Origin of the sequence: Rhizobium sp. BK289 (genome assembly GCF_014193575.1) — a bacterium.
GTDB lineage: Bacteria > Pseudomonadota > Alphaproteobacteria > Rhizobiales > Rhizobiaceae > Rhizobium > Rhizobium tropici_C.
On the sequence record NZ_JACHZO010000015.1, the window covers coordinates 1 to 15,570 of the forward strand.

At 59.6% G+C, this 15,570-nt stretch carries 17 protein-coding genes; 11 read left to right on the plus strand and 6 right to left on the minus strand.

What is annotated here, in order from left to right; genetic code table 11:
• The first annotated feature begins 408 nt into the window (after window positions 1-408).
• On the plus strand, window positions 409-1,863 hold the full coding sequence (locus FHT84_RS24385; protein ID WP_113250531.1) for an MFS transporter: 1,455 nt from the start codon (window positions 409-411) through the stop codon (window positions 1,861-1,863).
• 247 nt (window positions 1,864-2,110) lie between these two features.
• Here FHT84_RS24385 and FHT84_RS24390 read toward each other — a convergent pair whose 3' ends face one another.
• Complete coding sequence (locus FHT84_RS24390; RefSeq protein ID WP_034503699.1) at window positions 2,111-2,320, minus strand: cold-shock protein; 210 nt, start codon at window positions 2,318-2,320, stop codon at window positions 2,111-2,113.
• A gap of 434 nt (window positions 2,321-2,754) precedes the next feature.
• On the opposite strand from FHT84_RS24390, the gene FHT84_RS24395 reads away from it, so the two are divergent.
• Window positions 2,755-2,994: a hypothetical protein gene (locus FHT84_RS24395; protein WP_113250559.1), complete on the plus strand. Its 240-nt coding sequence runs from the start codon at window positions 2,755-2,757 to the stop codon at window positions 2,992-2,994.
• Window positions 2,995-3,124: 130 nt separating this feature from the next.
• Entirely contained in the window at window positions 3,125-4,678 is a 1,554-nt protein-coding gene (locus FHT84_RS24400) for a VOC family protein (RefSeq protein WP_113250530.1), read from the plus strand.
• A 53-nt stretch (window positions 4,679-4,731) separates the two neighbouring features.
• On the opposite strand, the gene FHT84_RS24405 is transcribed toward FHT84_RS24400, so the two are convergent.
• Together FHT84_RS24405 and FHT84_RS24410 are read right to left on the minus strand one after the other, a co-directional pair.
• Window positions 4,732-6,009 (minus strand): L-fuconate dehydratase, encoded by a 1,278-nt coding sequence (locus FHT84_RS24405; RefSeq protein WP_113250529.1) that lies wholly within the window; start codon window positions 6,007-6,009, stop codon window positions 4,732-4,734.
• A 40-nt stretch (window positions 6,010-6,049) separates the two neighbouring features.
• A complete protein-coding gene (locus FHT84_RS24410) occupies window positions 6,050-7,210 on the minus strand; it encodes a CaiB/BaiF CoA-transferase family protein (protein ID WP_112340537.1) in 1,161 nt (386 codons plus the stop codon).
• A 230-nt stretch (window positions 7,211-7,440) separates the two neighbouring features.
• Here FHT84_RS24410 and FHT84_RS24415 point away from each other — a divergent pair, with 230 nt between their 5' ends.
• Window positions 7,441-7,854 (plus strand): carboxymuconolactone decarboxylase family protein, encoded by a 414-nt coding sequence (locus FHT84_RS24415; protein WP_112340538.1) that lies wholly within the window; start codon window positions 7,441-7,443, stop codon window positions 7,852-7,854.
• A gap of 56 nt (window positions 7,855-7,910) precedes the next feature.
• On the opposite strand, the gene FHT84_RS24420 is transcribed toward FHT84_RS24415, so the two are convergent.
• Window positions 7,911-8,300, minus strand: a complete 390-nt coding sequence (locus tag FHT84_RS24420) for a hypothetical protein (protein WP_112340539.1) — start codon at window positions 8,298-8,300, stop codon at window positions 7,911-7,913.
• Window positions 8,301-8,630: 330 nt separating this feature from the next.
• Between FHT84_RS24420 and FHT84_RS24425 the strand changes: the two genes are divergently transcribed.
• From FHT84_RS24425 to FHT84_RS24440, 4 genes are all read left to right on the plus strand, one after another.
• Entirely contained in the window at window positions 8,631-9,134 is a 504-nt protein-coding gene (locus FHT84_RS24425; protein WP_112340541.1) for a cupin domain-containing protein, read from the plus strand.
• A 213-nt stretch (window positions 9,135-9,347) separates the two neighbouring features.
• Entirely contained in the window at window positions 9,348-10,196 is an 849-nt protein-coding gene (locus FHT84_RS24430; protein ID WP_183764845.1) for a MetQ/NlpA family lipoprotein, read from the plus strand.
• Between the two features lie 128 nt (window positions 10,197-10,324).
• Entirely contained in the window at window positions 10,325-11,410 is a 1,086-nt protein-coding gene (locus FHT84_RS24435; RefSeq protein WP_113250527.1) for a methionine ABC transporter ATP-binding protein, read from the plus strand.
• Window positions 11,400-12,056 (plus strand): methionine ABC transporter permease, encoded by a 657-nt coding sequence (locus FHT84_RS24440; RefSeq protein ID WP_113250526.1) that lies wholly within the window; start codon window positions 11,400-11,402, stop codon window positions 12,054-12,056. The genes FHT84_RS24435 and FHT84_RS24440 overlap by 11 nt, the downstream gene beginning before the upstream one ends.
• Window positions 12,057-12,117: 61 nt before the next feature.
• Here the strand turns inward: FHT84_RS24440 and FHT84_RS24445 are convergent, their stop codons facing one another.
• Window positions 12,118-13,149 (minus strand): hydroxyacid dehydrogenase, encoded by a 1,032-nt coding sequence (locus FHT84_RS24445; RefSeq protein ID WP_113250525.1) that lies wholly within the window; start codon window positions 13,147-13,149, stop codon window positions 12,118-12,120.
• A gap of 55 nt (window positions 13,150-13,204) precedes the next feature.
• Window positions 13,205-13,900 carry a DNA-3-methyladenine glycosylase I gene (locus FHT84_RS24450; RefSeq protein ID WP_183764848.1) on the minus strand — a complete coding sequence of 232 codons (696 nt, stop codon included), beginning with the start codon at window positions 13,898-13,900 and terminating at the stop codon, window positions 13,205-13,207.
• A 258-nt stretch (window positions 13,901-14,158) separates the two neighbouring features.
• Here FHT84_RS24450 and FHT84_RS24455 point away from each other — a divergent pair, with 258 nt between their 5' ends.
• The 3 genes from FHT84_RS24455 to FHT84_RS24465 all read left to right on the plus strand — a co-directional run bounded on the left by FHT84_RS24455 (window position 14,159) and on the right by FHT84_RS24465 (window position 15,473).
• Window positions 14,159-14,419, plus strand: a complete 261-nt coding sequence (locus tag FHT84_RS24455; protein ID WP_112340547.1) for a DUF982 domain-containing protein — start codon at window positions 14,159-14,161, stop codon at window positions 14,417-14,419.
• 220 nt (window positions 14,420-14,639) lie between these two features.
• Entirely contained in the window at window positions 14,640-14,897 is a 258-nt protein-coding gene (locus tag FHT84_RS24460; RefSeq protein WP_112340548.1) for a DUF982 domain-containing protein, read from the plus strand.
• A gap of 318 nt (window positions 14,898-15,215) precedes the next feature.
• On the plus strand, window positions 15,216-15,473 hold the full coding sequence (locus FHT84_RS24465; protein WP_245430250.1) for a DUF982 domain-containing protein: 258 nt from the start codon (window positions 15,216-15,218) through the stop codon (window positions 15,471-15,473).
• The last annotated feature ends 97 nt before the right edge of the window (window positions 15,474-15,570 follow it).

Sequence of the window (15,570 nt, forward strand, 5' to 3'; positions counted from 1 at the left end):
GCTCTGAACGCGCGGATGTCCATCTTGGCCATGGGGACTTCCCATGAGACCGTATACGTTGACGCAAACTGATCAGAACACCGTAAAATCCTCTTGCAGACGGGCGGGCCATACGTTTTTGCCTATGGCATCCGGCCAAACCAGCACATTATCTTACGCGAAAAAACCAAGCGTGAGCATTTCGGCGCGATATCGCGCCTATTCATTCACCTCACATTCATTTGAAGCCGTTTGCCCTTGCACGTGGGTTATTTTTTTCATCCCATGAATGGGATTTGCGATTTCTGATATAGCAATCGCGTGCAAGCAGGAGTATACAAACCGCCGTTCAAATAGGCCTTCGCGCCATGACCAGATTTGCGGTTCTGTCCTCGGACCCCACCGCACCATCGAGAGCGATCCCCGACAATGTCGGATCAGATATTCCAGGCCGCCCCCACCAGGCGGGCCGCACCGAATTTTCGTGTAGTAGCGCTTATCGTAGCAAGCGCGATGTTCATGGAACAGCTTGACGCGACCGTGCTCGCGACTGCCCTTCCGACCATGGCAAGAGACTTCGGCGTCAGTGCGCCGGCCATGAGTATCTCGCTGACATCCTACCTCCTCAGCCTCGCGATCTTCATTCCCGCCAGCGGCGCCATTGCAGACCGCTTCGGGTCGCGCACCGTCTTCCGATCCGCCATTGCGGTTTTCGTTGTCGGCTCGCTTCTCTGCGCGCAGGCGCCGAACCTGTTCTTCCTCGTGATCGCGCGGCTGCTGCAGGGCCTCGGCGGCGCTATGATGCTGCCCGTCGGGCGTCTCGTGCTGATGCGCAGCGTCGCCCGCAAGGATATGGTCAACGCCATGTCCTGGCTGCTGATCCCGGCGCTGGTCGGCCCCATTCTCGGGCCGCCCGTCGGCGGCATGTTCGTCACCTATCTCGACTGGCGCTGGATCTTCTACATCAACGTGCCGATCGGCGTCATCGGCTTCATCCTGGTGACCATGTTCATCGAGGAGGTGAAAGGCCCGCGCACCGGCCGTTTCGACCTCTCGGGTTTCATCCTCTCAGGCATCTCTCTCGGCTCTCTGCTCTTCGGCTTCGAAATGTCGAGCCGTGAGGGCGAAGGCTATCTTGCCGTCTTTCTGATCTCCATCGGCCTCTTGTTCGGCATTGCCTATCTGCGCCACGCCCGCAGGCACCCCTCGCCGATCATGGATTTTTCGCTGATGAAGGTGCCGACCTTCCGCACCTCGGTGATCGCCGGTTCGCTGACGCGCATCAGCCAGGGTGCCCATCCCTTCCTGATCCCGCTGATGCTGCAGCTCGGCTTCGGCCTTTCGGCCGCTGCGGCCGGCCAGATCGCCATTGCGACCGCGCTCGGCTCCATGGCCATGAAGCCCTTGCAAGTCCGCATTCTGAGGACGCTCGGTTTCCGCACGGCCCTTATCATCTTCGGCCTGATCGGCACGCTCGGCTACGGCATGTGCGCCATCTTCCAGCCGGATTGGCCGCTGCCCGTCATCTTCGTGATCCTGTTCTTCTGCGGCTTCTTCATGTCGTTCCAGTTCACGGCCTACAACACCATCGCCTATGACGAGATCGAGCGCGATCGCATGAGCATCGCGACGAGTTTCTACTCGACCTTCCAGCAGCTGATGCTGTCTCTCGGCATCTGCGTCGCCGCCCTTGCCCTGCATGGCTCGATGCAACTGCGTGGAGAGACGAAAGCCGAGATGATCGACTTCTCGGTCGCCTTCATCGTCGTGACGGCCATTGCACTACTCGCGGTGATCTGGAACGCCAGCTTCTCGCGCACCGCCGGCTCCGAAATCAGCGGCCATCGCCGCAAATCGCCGGAAGATGGCCTCGGCGAGCATTGAGTTGGCCAGGGCATGATGCCGAAAGTGTAAGCGGCCCCAGGACGAAATAATCATCCGGCGCTCAGCTTGGGAGTGCAAAGTCGCAACGCGCATCGATCATGCATCGGTGCTTCGACCTTGATGGGTTTTGTCCGCCTTGCGGAAACAGGGGTGAATAAAAAAGAGGCCGGACCAACCCGACCTCTTCCTTCATTGCCTAACGATCTATACCATCTCATCCATGGTCCAAGACCGGAAAACAAATGGCTTACATAGCTTCGAGCTGGTCGGCCGACATCTTGCCCGAACGCTTGTCCTTGACAAGCTCGTAGGAGATTTTCTGGCCGTCGCGCAGCGTGCTCATTCCAGCGCGCTCAACGGCTGAAATATGCACGAAAACATCCGTCGCCCCATCATCAGGCTGAATGAAACCGAAACCCTTGGCAGCATTGAACCACTTTACAGTACCTGTGCTCATAACGATGACCTTTCAATCACTCACATAAAGACGTCAACCAGGAAACACTGGTTGGCAGTGGACCGATTTTGAGAGGGAAGTTCGTCGTTGTCGCGCAGAGTGCGTCGAGGCAAAGCGTCGGTCACAAATATCGATGACGCATCTTGTATCGGATAGGTATATTCTCCACAAGCAGAAACATCTAAATTAACTAATGTTGGATAGCGCATCAAAAGATGACATACGTGATGGCGCTGATACAGCTGCTTTTGAATAGAGTCGAAAGACCCTCTCCTTTGGACTCCGCTCGTCTGCTTCTGCAAAGGACTGCGGAATTGTGTCGTTGATGCGGGCATCTTCTGCTACAGCATGATACCATCTCCATTGTGCCTACAGTCGATCAGCTTGGGCTATTTGCGACCAGCGTCAACACGATACAACCCCTGGAGGCTGATGTGACACCACCGAATAAAGAGAACCTATTCGGCTCAAAGAGACAGGCGCCGGCAGATAAAGCCAATCAGCTCGATTCGGCGGTTAAAGAAATTCTCGCCAGCGAGCATGCAATCCGTGAGCGAAAAACGGCCCGTCTGCGCGAGCTCCGGCTTGAAAAGGAAGCTCTGCAACCACAGCCGGAGCCAAAGACAAAGTCCAAACGGAAGACTCCGAAAAAATCGGGGGCGGCTGAAACCTGATCTGACAGCCGATGCAGCGCGATAAAAAGTTGCGTTTTTGTGAACACTGCCTTCTACAGACCGCACATTGCATTGAACAATGGCCCCGGCCTAAATAGCGACCAGAACGAATAACAGTCTGGAGCATCCCATGGTCGCCGGCATCCATCACATCACGCTGATCACCCGAAAGGTCCAGGCGAATGTCGATTTCTACGTCGGCTTCCTCGGCCTGCGCCTCGTCAAGCGCACCGGTGGTTTCGAGGACGCAACGCAGCTTCATCTCATCTATGGCGATGCCACAGGCTCGCCGGGCTCGCTGATCACCTTTCTCGTTTGGGAGGATGGCTCGCCCGGCCGCGCCGGCGTCGGCCAGGTCGGCGAGATCTCGCTTGCGATCGATCCAGCCAGCATCGGCTTCTGGCTGACGCGCGCCCTGAGCGCCGGCCTGAAGCCGGAAGGTCCCTCCGAGGAGTTCGGCGAACCCGTCTTACGGCTAAAGGACCCGGACGGCGTCATCGTCAAACTGGTGGGAACCAATACTCTGCAAGCGGCAGCTCCATGGACAAGCGACACCATTCCGCAAGAGCACGTGATCCGGCGTATCCGCGGCGCGACGCTGTTCAGCGAAACGCCCGAGGAGACCCGGGCCATCCTTGTCGATCACTTCGACTACCAGCCGCTCGCCACCAGCGGGGCGATCGGCCGGCTCATCTCGCTATCGGGCGATATCCTCGACATTCGTGATGCGCGCGGCTTCTGGGCCAGTGCTCCGGGCACGGGCACGGTCGATCATGTCGCCTTTCGCGCTAGCGACGACATCGAATTGCAGTCAATCCGTACCGCCCTGCAGGCGATCGATTCCGGGCCGACAGCGATGCATGACCGCAAGTATTTCCGCTCGCTCTACGTCCGCGAGCCCGGGCGCATCCTGTTCGAACTCGCAACCGACGCGCCCGGCATGCTGGTCGACGAGGACGAGGCAACGCTCGGCACGCGTCTCTTCGCTCCCGGCGACAGTCCGAAGCTTCTGGCCGAGCTGAACGTGGTCCTGCCGCAGTTCTCCATGCCCGGCGAGCCACGCGTCATCTATCGCGATCTGCCCTTCATCCATCGCTTCTTCACGCCTGACAAGCCGAACGGCAATGTCTTCGTTCTGCTGCACGGCTCCGGCGCCAACGAAACGACCATGCTGCCGCTCGGCCACAAGATCGATCCTGCCGCGACATTGCTCAGCGTGCGCGGCCGTGCGCTCGAGGAAGGTGCACCGCGCTGGTTTCGCCGGACCGGCCCGATGTCCCTCGATCAGGCCGATATCGTGAGCGAAGCCGAAGCCTTCGCCGCCTTCATCGATGGCGCGATCCATGTTTACGGACTCGATCCGGATCGCATCGTCTATATCGGCTACTCGAACGGCGCCAATCTGCTGAACGCCATGCTGTCGCTGCACCCGCATCTGATCCGCCGCGCCGTGCTGCTGCGCTCGATGGCCGCCCTCGAAAATCCGCCGGCAGCTGATATGTCGGATGCCGAAGTCCTGGTGATCGCGGGCGAGAAGGATCTGTATGGCCCATACGCCCAGCCTCTCGCGGAACGCCTGCGGGATGGCGGCGCCAAGGTCGAACTCGCGACGGTGCCCGCCGGTCACGAATTTGATGATGCAGACGTGTCGGTCATTCGGGACTGGTTGAAGCGGAACGTGTAAGGCCGATATGCCGACCTCCTTCTCCCCTCGGAGAGAAGGAGGTCGGCTGCAGCTCACCCCTTAAACGTATATTCCGCGATCGATTCCGGCTTCATCTCGATCGAGAACCCCGGAAGGCTCGGCGGCATGTAGGCCGCGTCGCGGATGATGCAGGGGTCGATGAAATGCTCGTGCAGATGATCGACATATTCGATGACGCGGCCGTCCTTGGTGCCTGATATGGCGATGTAGTCGATCATCGACAGGTGCTGCACATATTCGCAGAGGCCGACACCGCCGGCATGCGGCCAGACCGGCAAACCATATTTGGCGGCGATCAGCAGCACAGCCAGCACTTCGTTGAGACCGCCCATGCGGCAGGAATCGATCTGCACGACATCGATGGCGCCCTCGGCGATGAACTGCTTGAACATGATGCGGTTCTGACACATCTCGCCGGTCGCGACCTTCACGGGACCGATGGCTTGGCGGATCTTGCGGTGTCCGGCGACATCGTCCGGGCTTGTGGGTTCTTCGATGAAGAAGGGCTTGGCGAAGGCGAGCTTCTTCACCCAGTCGATCGCCTGATTGACTTCCCAAACCTGGTTGGCATCGATCATCAGATAGCGGTCGGGGCCGATCACTTCGCGGGCAATCGTGAGGCGGCGGATATCGTCTTCGAGATCGCGGCCGACCTTCATCTTCACATGGTTGAAGCCGGCGTCGATCGCCTCCTGGCACAGGCGGCGCAGCTTGGCATCGTCATAACCGAGCCAACCGGCAGAGGTCGTGTAGCAGGCATAGCCCTCGCGCTCGAGCGTTGCGATACGGTCGGCCTTGCCGGCTTCCGCCTTCTTCAGGATAGCGACGGCCTCGTCGCGGGTCAGGACATCTGTCAGGTAACGATAGTCGACGATATCGGCAATCTGCTCGGCATCCATCTCCGAAACCAGCCGCCAGACCGGCTTGCCGGCCTCCTTGGCGAGTAGATCCCAGACGGCATTGACGACCGCGCCGGTGGCAAGGTGCATCGCGCCCTTCTCCGGGCCGATCCAGCGCAACTGGCTGTCGCTGGTCAGATGCCGCCAGTATTTGCCGGGGTTTTCCAGAACCGTCGCAAGCTCGGTACCGACGACCAGATGCCGCATCGCCTCGATCGCCATGCAGCAGATGTCATTGCCGCGGCCGATGGTGAAGGTCAGGCCGTGGCCGGCAAGCCCCGGTCTGTCGGTCTCGAGGATGACATAGGCTGCTGAATAGTCCGGATCCGGATTCATCGCGTCAGACCCGTCGAGGCTTTGCGATGTCGGGAAGCGCAAGTCGAAAACGCGAAGATTGGTGATGCGCGTCATTGGAAAACTCCTTCTATATCCATCGCGGCCTCTCGACCCGTTAACCGAGGCCGAACTCCTCCCAGAGTGCCGCATTATGCTCGCCAACGTGCGGGGCCGCACGCTCGAATTTCGGCCGCTGCCCATCGATGCGGATGGGCGAGCGGGTTGTCTGCAGGCTGACGCCATCTTCGCGCCCGACCGTCTGCAGCATGTCGAGAACGCGAAAACCTTCGCTACCTAGCAGCTCTGGCCAGCTCAGCACTTTTGCGCACCAGATGTCGGCAGGTTCGAGGATCGCCAGCCAGTCGTCAACGTTGCGGCTGGCGATGCGCGCCGCGATCAGCGCCTTGATCTCATCACGTGCCGTAAACCAGCTTTTCTCATGATCGCGATAGGGCGCAAGCTCGTCCATGCCGAGCAGATCGGCAAGCTTGGAAATCGGCGTCATGGCGATAGCGAGATAACCGTCTGCGGCGCGATAGACGCCATAGGGAGCCGAAAGATAGGCGTGGGCACTGCGAACATGGGAGCGCTCCGGCAGCTTGTTGCCGCTGTTCATGTGCACGCTCAGCACCTCGACCTGCAGATCGATCAGGGCTTCCAGCAGGCTGGTCTCCACCAGCCCGCCCTCGCCCGTCACGCCGCGCCGCACCAGCGCCGCAAGAATGCCCTGCGCCGCTGCCGCACCCGCCAGCATATCGCCGACCGCGAGACCAAAGGGCACCGGTCCCTGCCCCTCATCGCCGTTCAGCCACATGACGCCGGAGCGCGATTGCGCCAGAAGATCCTGCCCCGGGCGCGAGACCCACGGCCCCTCTTCGCCGTAGCCGCTGATCGAGCAATAGACGAGACGCGGATTGAGCTTGCTTGCGGCCTCATGATCCAGCCCCAGCCGCTCGAGCACGCCGGGGCGAAAATTCTGTATAAGCACATCGGCCTTGGAGATCAGCTTGCGCAGCGCGCTCATATCGCGCTCGCTCTTCAAGTCGATCGCGAGACTCTCCTTGGAGCGGTTGATAGCATGGAAGATCGTCGAATCGCCGCTCTCACGGTCGCTGAGATAAAGCCTGCGCGAGAGATCGCCCCCACCTGGCCGTTCGATCTTGATGACCCTGGCGCCGAGATCCATCAGCCGCAGCGAACAATAAGGACCTGACAGAAACTGGCTCATGTCGACGACGACAAGTCCGGCCAGAGGCAAGTCCTTCTTCAAGACCATCGATATTCCCACTCCCTGACATCGCCCGGCTCAAGGCGCTCCGCCGCCTTGAGGAATATCCTCGCAGCTGGTTTTCGCATCGGCCCAATTTTCTTATGTGAATAGTATTTTCACATATGGATGAATTTTGCAAATGAAAAGAGGAGGAAAATTCGACCGCGCTCCCCGCCGACACGGCGGAAAAATGCGCTATGTTCCGGCACAGTCAGGATTGCTGAAGGAGATAGAGAATGACGACGGTGAAATTGCTCGATGATGCGGAAGCAGACGCAATCCCGGCGGTCAAGGCTGTGTTCGATGACATTCGCGCGGTGAGGAAATCCGATTTCGTCAATAATTTCTGGCGCGGCTTGGCAAATGATCCCGCCTTGCTGAAACGGACGTGGGAGGGCCTGAAAGCGGTCATGATGGCGGAAGGGGCGCTCGACCCGCTGGTGCGCGAGATGATCTACATCGCCGTCTCCACCGCCAACGGCTGCACCTATTGCGTCCATTCCCATACGGCAGCTGCCAGGGCAAAGGGCATGACCGATGCACAGCATGGGGAGTTGCTCGCTGTCATCGGGCTTGCCGGGCAGACCAATCATCTGGTTACGGCAATGCAGATCCCCGTCGATCCGGAATTCGATGTGAGCGGCCGATGAAATGCAGAAGGCCCGCTGATATAGCCAGCGGGCCTTCCATAAACAATCTTCGCCTATTAGCGATCCGACGTTTCCGCCGCCTGGCTATCTGCCGCAATGGCAGCGACGTTGACGCCGTTGTTCACAGCCAGCAGCCTTTTACGAACAAGAACGCCCATAACGCGGGCAGCCGTCGAAAAAGTCATCGTATCAAGCGGACCCTCGCCCTCCCAGGGCTTGGTCAGCCGCTCGGTCACGGCCGAGACGATGTTGTTGGGCACGATATCAGTGCATTCGCGCATGGCTTCGAACACGACACTGATGGGATGGATACGCCCTTCGAACGTCACGATCGGTTCGGTGACTTCGCTGTCCCATTCCTCGAAGGCGTAGAGCGCTTCGCGGAAGAGCTGCTGCAGAGTGATGGGGGCATGACCCTCATGAAGGGGCGGCAAGGCATTCGACATGTCTGTCTCCTTTCAATTGGAAGTCCGGCGCATATATGTAAAGTTGATGGTCTCTCCTCCGAGACCCAAGCGCTGCTTCTTCAATTTGGCGCGCCTTATTGAGGGGAACGGCGCGGCAAACCATTTCGTGACCGGCGCAACGCGGGATGCACACGAAATGTTCCCACCGGTCATGTAACTTGATCAAGTTTATAGATTAATCCCGACTTGAAAAGCCTTATTGATAACTTTTTGTAATTCCCTTTATTTTTGAATGGCTTCGCGTAGAGTGAAACAACAGCGTTCCCGTGGAGGGCATGCGAATCTCCCTCCAAAGCCGAAAGGACGACCATGTGCGGCGATCATGAGCATGGGCATCAAGACGGGCACGATCACAGCCATCAACCGGTCGACTGGCGTGAACATGGCGTCAAAATCATCCCCGGCAATGCCCTCGACCCGAATACCGCGCAGACACCGGGCATGAACCGCGCAACCGCGATCAACCATGCGCGCGCCGGCGCGGAAAAGATCTGGGCGGGAACCGTGACGATCCACGCCAACGCCAAGACCGGCGCCCATCATCACGGCGATCTCGAAAGCATCATCTATGTCGTCAAAGGCAAGGCGCGGATGCGCTGGGGTGACAATCTGGAATTCGTTGCCGAAGCCGGTCCTGGCGACTTCATCTTCGTGCCGCCTTACGTGCCGCATCAGGAGATCAATGCCAGCCGCGACGAAACGCTGGAATGCGTCCTCGTCCGCTCCGGTCAGGAGCCGGTGGTTGTCAATCTCGACATAGAACCCGTCGAAAAACCGGAGGAAGTCCTCTGGAAGGACCCGATTCACCGGTGATGCGCTCAATTTTTAGGCAAATGCTCATTTTGCCGCATTAATAATCTACAATATTTATGGAAAATTAGTTTGCTCTTTCGCGTTGCACTGAAAAGAGTTTTTCAGAACTGCGCCGCACAACGCATGATCCTGCTTCGCGGACAGAACGCACGTCTGAGATGATCCTGATGTCACCGAGAAAAACGATCTCGATCATCTGGAACAGGATTTCCCATGACTGAAAAGCTTTCTAAAGGTTTCGACGCGCCGCGCCTTTCTCGCCGCGCCGGCCTTGCTGCCCTCCTTGCCTCCGCTGTCGTCGTGTTCGGCTTGACGGCGACCGCTACGCCCTCCTTCGCCGCAGACAAGACGATCAAGGTCGGCATCATGAGTGGTGAGGACGAGGATGTCTGGCGCGTCGTGGTCGCTGAAGCTGCCAAGAAGGGCCTGAAGGTCGAGCCGGTCGTCTTCAACGATTACACCCAGCCGAACGAAGCCCTGGAGCGCGGCGAAGTCGAGGCCAATGCCTTCCAGCATCAGCCCTATCTGGACAACCAGATCAAGCAGCACGGCTATCACATCGTCAACGTCGGCTATACGGGCGTCTGGCCGATCGGGCTCTATACCAAGAAGTACAAGGCTGTCGCCGACCTTCCGAAGGGTGCCACTATCGGCGTGCCGAACGATCCGTCCAATGAAGGCCGCGCCCTGCGTGTTCTGCAGCATGAAGGCGTGATCAAGCTCAAGGACGGCACCGGCATCCTCGCCACCACGGCCGACATTTCTGAAAACCCAAAGAACGTCGAGATCAAGGAACTGGACGCCGGCATCGTCGGCCGCTCGATCGACGACCTGGACGCAGCCGTCGTCAATACCGACTGGGCGCTGAAGAGCGGCTTGACCCCGAAGGATCGCATTGCGCAGGAGCCGATCGACGGCAACCCGTACCGCAACTTCATCGCCGTCAAGAAGGGCAGCGAGAACGAGGCCTGGGTGAAGACGCTGGTTGCAGCTTACCAGAACGACACCGTCAAGGCCGAGTTCGACAAGGTCTACAAGGGTACCGGCCAGAGCGCCTATTGATATCAGTACGGCGCGGGGGACAGCGCTGAGCGGTAAGGCGGCCGGGGTATCTTGCCCGGGCCGCCTTCGATGTTTAAAGCCCATGCTCAACCCGCGCCGAACGTAAAAAAGAAGATTGGGAAGCAGATATGAATTCCTTCATCCCAGGCACATCAATCGACGGACAGGCGCCGCCCGAACGAGCGGCGAGCGACGAAGTCGTCCGCCTGGTTGATGTCCGTCGCCGGTTCGGCGGCACGCCGGCACTGGACGGCATATCTCTGACCGCGCGCCGTGGCGAGATCGTCGGCATCATCGGCCGCAGTGGCGCCGGTAAATCGACGCTGATCCGTTGCCTGAACGGGCTGGAGCGCGTCGATAGCGGCGAGATCCATATCGAAGGCCGCGACATTGCCCGCCTTTCGGAACAAGAACTGCAGCCGCTGCGCCGCCGCATCGGCATGGTCTTCCAGCATTTCAACCTGCTGTCGGCAAAAACCGTCGAAGAGAACATCGCCCTGCCGCTGAAGATCGAGGGCGTGGCCAAGGCCGAACGGCTGCAGCGCGCACGCGAACTGCTCGAACTCGTCGGCCTCGCCGACAAGGCCAAAGCCTATCCAGCCGCCCTTTCCGGCGGCCAGAAGCAGCGCGTCGGCATCGCCCGCGCCCTTGCCGCCCGGCCCGCATTGCTCCTGTCGGACGAGGCGACGTCGGCGCTAGACCCGGAAACCACCCGATCGATCCTGGCGCTGCTGAAGGATATCAACCGCAAACTCGGCCTGACCATCCTGCTCATCACGCACGAGATGGAGGTGGTGCGCTCCATCGCCGATCGCGTCGCCGTCATCGATGCGGGCCGGATCGTCGAGGAGGGTTCGGTCTGGTCGGTCTTCGCCAATCCACAAACGGAAATCACGGCAAGCCTGCTTGGCGGCATCCGGCCGCAATTGCCGGAACATATCGCCGCGCGCCTCTCCCCGACTTCCGGCATCGAGGCCATTCTCAGCGTCGATCTCGCCGGTCCGGCCGCGCAGGGCGCGCTCTTTGCGGAGCTTTCCGCTGCCCTGCCGCGTTCTTTCCGCCTGGTTCACGGCGGCATCGACCACATCCAGAACCAACCCGTTGCCCGTTTCTTCGTCGCCGTCCCGACGCGCGATCCGGACCTGCCGGCGCAGGTCAGCGATTTTCTGAAAGCCCGCTCCGCCCGGTTAGAGGTTTTAGGCTATGACAACTGATGTGATCCTCGGCCTGCTTTGGCGCTCCTTCTGGGAGACGATTTGGATGACGACTGCGTCCGGCCTCCTCTCCCTGGTCATCGGCCTGCCGCTCGGCCTAGCCCTCGTCGTCACTGGTCGCGGCGGCATTGCCGAGCAGCCTGCGATCAACAGCATCCTTGCCGCGCTCGTCAACGGCTTCCGCGCCGTGCCTTTCGTGATCCTGCTGATTGCCCTCATCCCGCTGACGCGGCTGATCGTCGGCACCGCGCTTGGGACAACGGCGGCGATCGTGCCGCTGACCATTGCCGCGATCCCCTATTATGCCCGTATCGCCGAGGTCTCGCTGCGTGAAGTCGATCGCAGCCTGATCGATGCGGTGCGCGCCATGGGAGGTAATCGCTGGACGATCATCCGCGAAGTGCTGGTGCCCGAGGCCATGCCCGGCATCGTCGCCGGCTTCACGGTGACGCTGGTGACGCTGATCGGTGCTTCGGCCATGGCGGGCACGATCGGCGGCGGTGGCCTCGGCGACCTTGCGATCCGCTACGGCTACCAGCGTTTCGAAACCGGTGTCATGATCGCCGTCGTCATCGTACTGATCATTCTGGTCTGCGGCATGCAGTGGCTGGGCGATCGTCTCGCCAACCGGCTCGACCGCCGTTAGTCCCGTCAATGCAAACCCATTCCCGACGCAGAGAGACACCGCCGGGAATGGGGACCTGCTGTCAGTTGCGCGTCACCGGTTTCGAACGCATGCGCGACACCGTTTCCCGCTCGGCGCGCTTGCAGCGCATCGGCGGCAGGCCGCGATCCATCAGATCCATATCCTCCAGTACCATGTCGCCCATCTTCTTGAAGGCGCTGTCGAGAGCGCCGGCGCGATGGGCTGAGCGCAGAAAGCCCTTGAGCCTGCGCACCGGATGATCAAGGCTGAGCGGCTCCTCAGGATAGACGTCGCTCGCCGCCACGATATGGCCGGATGCGACCGCCGCCATCAGCGCCTCGAAATCCACCACATCAGCGCGGCTGAGCAGTATGAAGGCTGCCCCCGTGCGCATTTTCGCAAAAGCTTCGGCACCGAGAAAACCCTTGTTCTCGCTGGTGACCGATGCGACCACGAAGACGAAATCGCTGCTGGACAACACCTCGTCCAGCCCGGCAGGCTGTACGCCATGTTCGCGGAGGATCGATGGCGGCATCCAGGGATCGAATACTTTGATATTGGCGCGGAAGCCGGAGAGAACCCGATTCAGCGCCTTGCCGAGATCACCGAAGCCGACAATGCCGATATCGCTGCCTGAAATCAGCCTGGCGCCGGCATTGCCGTCGCCGCCCCAGAGTTCCCTGCCCTCGCGGAAATCAAAATCGGCATCAGCGATGCCGCGCGCCAGGCTTAGCGCAAACCCAAGGCCGATTTCGGCAACTGGTTCGGCGAAGACGAGACCTGTGGTGACGACATGGATGCCGCGCGCGAAAAGCACTTCATAAGGCATGTTGTTGATGAGATTGCTCTCGACATTCAAAATGCAGCGCAGTTGCGGCATGCGGTCGAGCGTCTCCTTCGACAAGGGCGGCTGGCCAATGATATAGCGCGCCTCGCCGAGCACATCGTCACCCAACCCGCCGATATCATCCGCACCCACTTCGACGATGCGATATTTCGACTGAAGGAGCGACAGTGCGTCCTTGGTGAAGATAAGCTCGAGCGAGCGCGGCTCCGGCGCGCTGATGGCCAAGGGCCTGCTGTCGGTGGTCATTCTATTCCTCCTTGTCTGACGAGGCGATCCAATAGCATTCGACGGATCAGATCAATCAGGTCTCGTCCTCTTCGGCAGGCATTCCGACGGAGAAGGCGCAGATGCGCGAGAGATGGGTGAGTGGCAGACCCGTCTCGGCATGCCAGACATTGAACTGATCCTGGATCAGACGCAGGTCCTTCTTCGTCGGTTTGCTTTCGGAAATCGGCACACCGGAAAGCCGTAAACAGACGAGAACGTCATGGCTCATGACGAAGCTGTCGCGGCTGATCGCCCGCAGGAGATACTGGCCGGTCATGCCGCCGAGCCGGTTCGCCTGCTTGTCCAGGATGGCAAGCAGGCCGATCTGATCCTCCAGCGGCCAATCGGCGAAGAAGCGGCCCGCGCCGCCATGCTGGTCTGCAAGCTTGCGAACGAATTGCGCATTGGCCCGCACCGACATGATTTTGGCGCCATTGCGGATGACACGCGTGTCGGAGGTCAGGTCATGCCAATAATCATCCGGTGTTAGATTGAGAAAAGCCGGATCGAAACCGGAAAAAGCAGTCTCGAATCCCGCCCATTTGGCATCGATCACGTTGCGGACGAAACCCGCATAGAAGATGTAACGCGTCATTTCCGACAGGATGCGGTCATCAGGCAGGGCACGCAGGGCATCATGGTTCGGCACCTTCGGCATCAATGCCTTCAGGCCCTCGGCGCCGCCCTTGCGCTTCTCGGCCCGTTCCTTGATCTCCACAAAACTCGCCATCGCTTTCTCCATGCCTGCGCGGTGCGTCCAAGTCTTTTATGATCTTCCGCCGCCGCGCAAGTAATCTTCATAGAATGATCGCCTGTGAAAACACGGCATCGAAAGATATGACTCGAAAGTTGATCGCGCTTCCGCATGAATTGATTTCCGCGGTGATTGAAACGGCTCCCAGCTGCTCCACATATCGTCTTGAAATTAACTTGAGTTTTCAGGCAGCACAGCGTTAGTTTCGGCGGCATCGGATCGGAGCCTCGTACCATGAATAGTAAAGACTGGAATTATCCCATCATGGTCATCTGCAAGCGGACTGGAAAAGTTTACGCCGTCACCAGCACGAAGGAAGCACTGGACATGTTGCTGAATGCCTGGCCGGTGGCGGAGGGCAAGGCATTCATGATGGCTCTGCAAATCTGCGCCGACGTCGAAAGGGGTCAGGGACAGCCGCTGGAGGCTCGCAGCAGCTTTGTCATAGCGGCGGCGGAGGCCGGCGTCCCGCTCGAAATTCCCGTGACTCAATAGAATTCACCCAATCTTCCACATGCATCCGTGCGCCAAACGGCCGCCTGTCTCTCCATATGATTGCGACATCAATCGGTCTGTGCGCCCTCAAGCCGGCCTTGCTCCGCCCGGCCGTCCGCCCCGCGCCAGGCTGTAAGACAGCCACGATCGATTTTTCGTAAATTGCGAAACTTTTTGTCGCGACAGGAGTTTCGATCACAATGTCGGAGCACCATCGAAAATGACCATGATATTTAATGGGGGCGAGGTCCGCTGGCCCGAGCCCGTTTATCTGCGTATCGGCTATGGCATACCGGAAGCAATTCGAAGTCCGAAAGAAGCCCACGATTACCTCCTTTTCCGTTGGCCGGCTCTCAGGGGCGAGAAATACAAGTCGGCCAGGAGCCTTTGCCTCGCCGCCAACGACGATCCCCTTCTCTGCGACAAGGCCAGGAAAATTTTCATCGAGGCCTGCGTTGAAGCGGACGTATTGGATTAAGGCCATCTAGAGCCCGTCGCCGGCTCGGGAAGCAAGGCGCTCAAGCCAGCCTTAGTTCTCAGCGGCCTCCATTCCGATCCGTTCAGGCTAGCGTCAATAGACGGGACCCTCGACCATGCTGCGGCGGTGGAGGGCTGTCGCGGGGCCTACAAGTATCGCGGCAGGAGCCGGCCGATGCGAAAACCCTCGCCGACAGCCGGCGTTCACGCCGCTCTACGTGGACAAACGAAACCAGCTCGATAAACGCCAGCCGAAAGCTATTCGATCCGGAATGCTTTTTGCAACGTTACCGAAGCAAGTACGTTTCGGAGGTAATGCGTGTTGAAACGAGACACTTTACGACCATTTCCGGCTATCACGCTGGTGATCGGAGAAAACGGCAGGCAGCGCCGCGTCAATTCAGTACATCAGGTCGCTGAACTGCTGCTGGAGCATTGGCCGGTCGAGCATGGCGAGGAGTATGTCGCCGCGGTGCGTATCTGCCTTGAAGCGATGCTTGGCGCCGTCCCGCCCGAGGCCGTGAGGGAGGCCTTGATCAAGGCTGCCCGCGAGGCTGGCATATCCGTATTGCAGTAAAAACGCGCCGCCATCCCGCGTCAGGCGGGATCTCCCTGAGATAATTCACTTTTTATGAAGGAGTGCCGGCGATGTTGCCAATAGAGGCAGGCGATTC

Coding starts and splice junctions, on each gene's coding strand:
- FHT84_RS24385 (WP_113250531.1), top strand. CDS start 409: ATGTCGGATCAGATATTCCAGGCCGCCCCCACCAGGCGGGCCGCACCG.
- FHT84_RS24390 (WP_034503699.1), bottom strand. CDS start 2,320: ATGAGCACAGGTACTGTAAAGTGGTTCAATGCTGCCAAGGGTTTCGGT.
- FHT84_RS24400 (WP_113250530.1), top strand. CDS start 3,125: ATGGTCGCCGGCATCCATCACATCACGCTGATCACCCGAAAGGTCCAG.
- FHT84_RS24405 (WP_113250529.1), bottom strand. CDS start 6,009: ATGACGCGCATCACCAATCTTCGCGTTTTCGACTTGCGCTTCCCGACA.
- FHT84_RS24410 (WP_112340537.1), bottom strand. CDS start 7,210: ATGGTCTTGAAGAAGGACTTGCCTCTGGCCGGACTTGTCGTCGTCGAC.
- FHT84_RS24415 (WP_112340538.1), top strand. CDS start 7,441: ATGACGACGGTGAAATTGCTCGATGATGCGGAAGCAGACGCAATCCCG.
- FHT84_RS24420 (WP_112340539.1), bottom strand. CDS start 8,300: ATGTCGAATGCCTTGCCGCCCCTTCATGAGGGTCATGCCCCCATCACT.
- FHT84_RS24425 (WP_112340541.1), top strand. CDS start 8,631: ATGTGCGGCGATCATGAGCATGGGCATCAAGACGGGCACGATCACAGC.
- FHT84_RS24430 (WP_183764845.1), top strand. CDS start 9,348: ATGACTGAAAAGCTTTCTAAAGGTTTCGACGCGCCGCGCCTTTCTCGC.
- FHT84_RS24435 (WP_113250527.1), top strand. CDS start 10,325: ATGAATTCCTTCATCCCAGGCACATCAATCGACGGACAGGCGCCGCCC.
- FHT84_RS24440 (WP_113250526.1), top strand. CDS start 11,400: ATGACAACTGATGTGATCCTCGGCCTGCTTTGGCGCTCCTTCTGGGAG.
- FHT84_RS24445 (WP_113250525.1), bottom strand. CDS start 13,149: ATGACCACCGACAGCAGGCCCTTGGCCATCAGCGCGCCGGAGCCGCGC.
- FHT84_RS24450 (WP_183764848.1), bottom strand. CDS start 13,900: ATGGCGAGTTTTGTGGAGATCAAGGAACGGGCCGAGAAGCGCAAGGGC.
- FHT84_RS24455 (WP_112340547.1), top strand. CDS start 14,159: ATGAATAGTAAAGACTGGAATTATCCCATCATGGTCATCTGCAAGCGG.
- FHT84_RS24460 (WP_112340548.1), top strand. CDS start 14,640: ATGACCATGATATTTAATGGGGGCGAGGTCCGCTGGCCCGAGCCCGTT.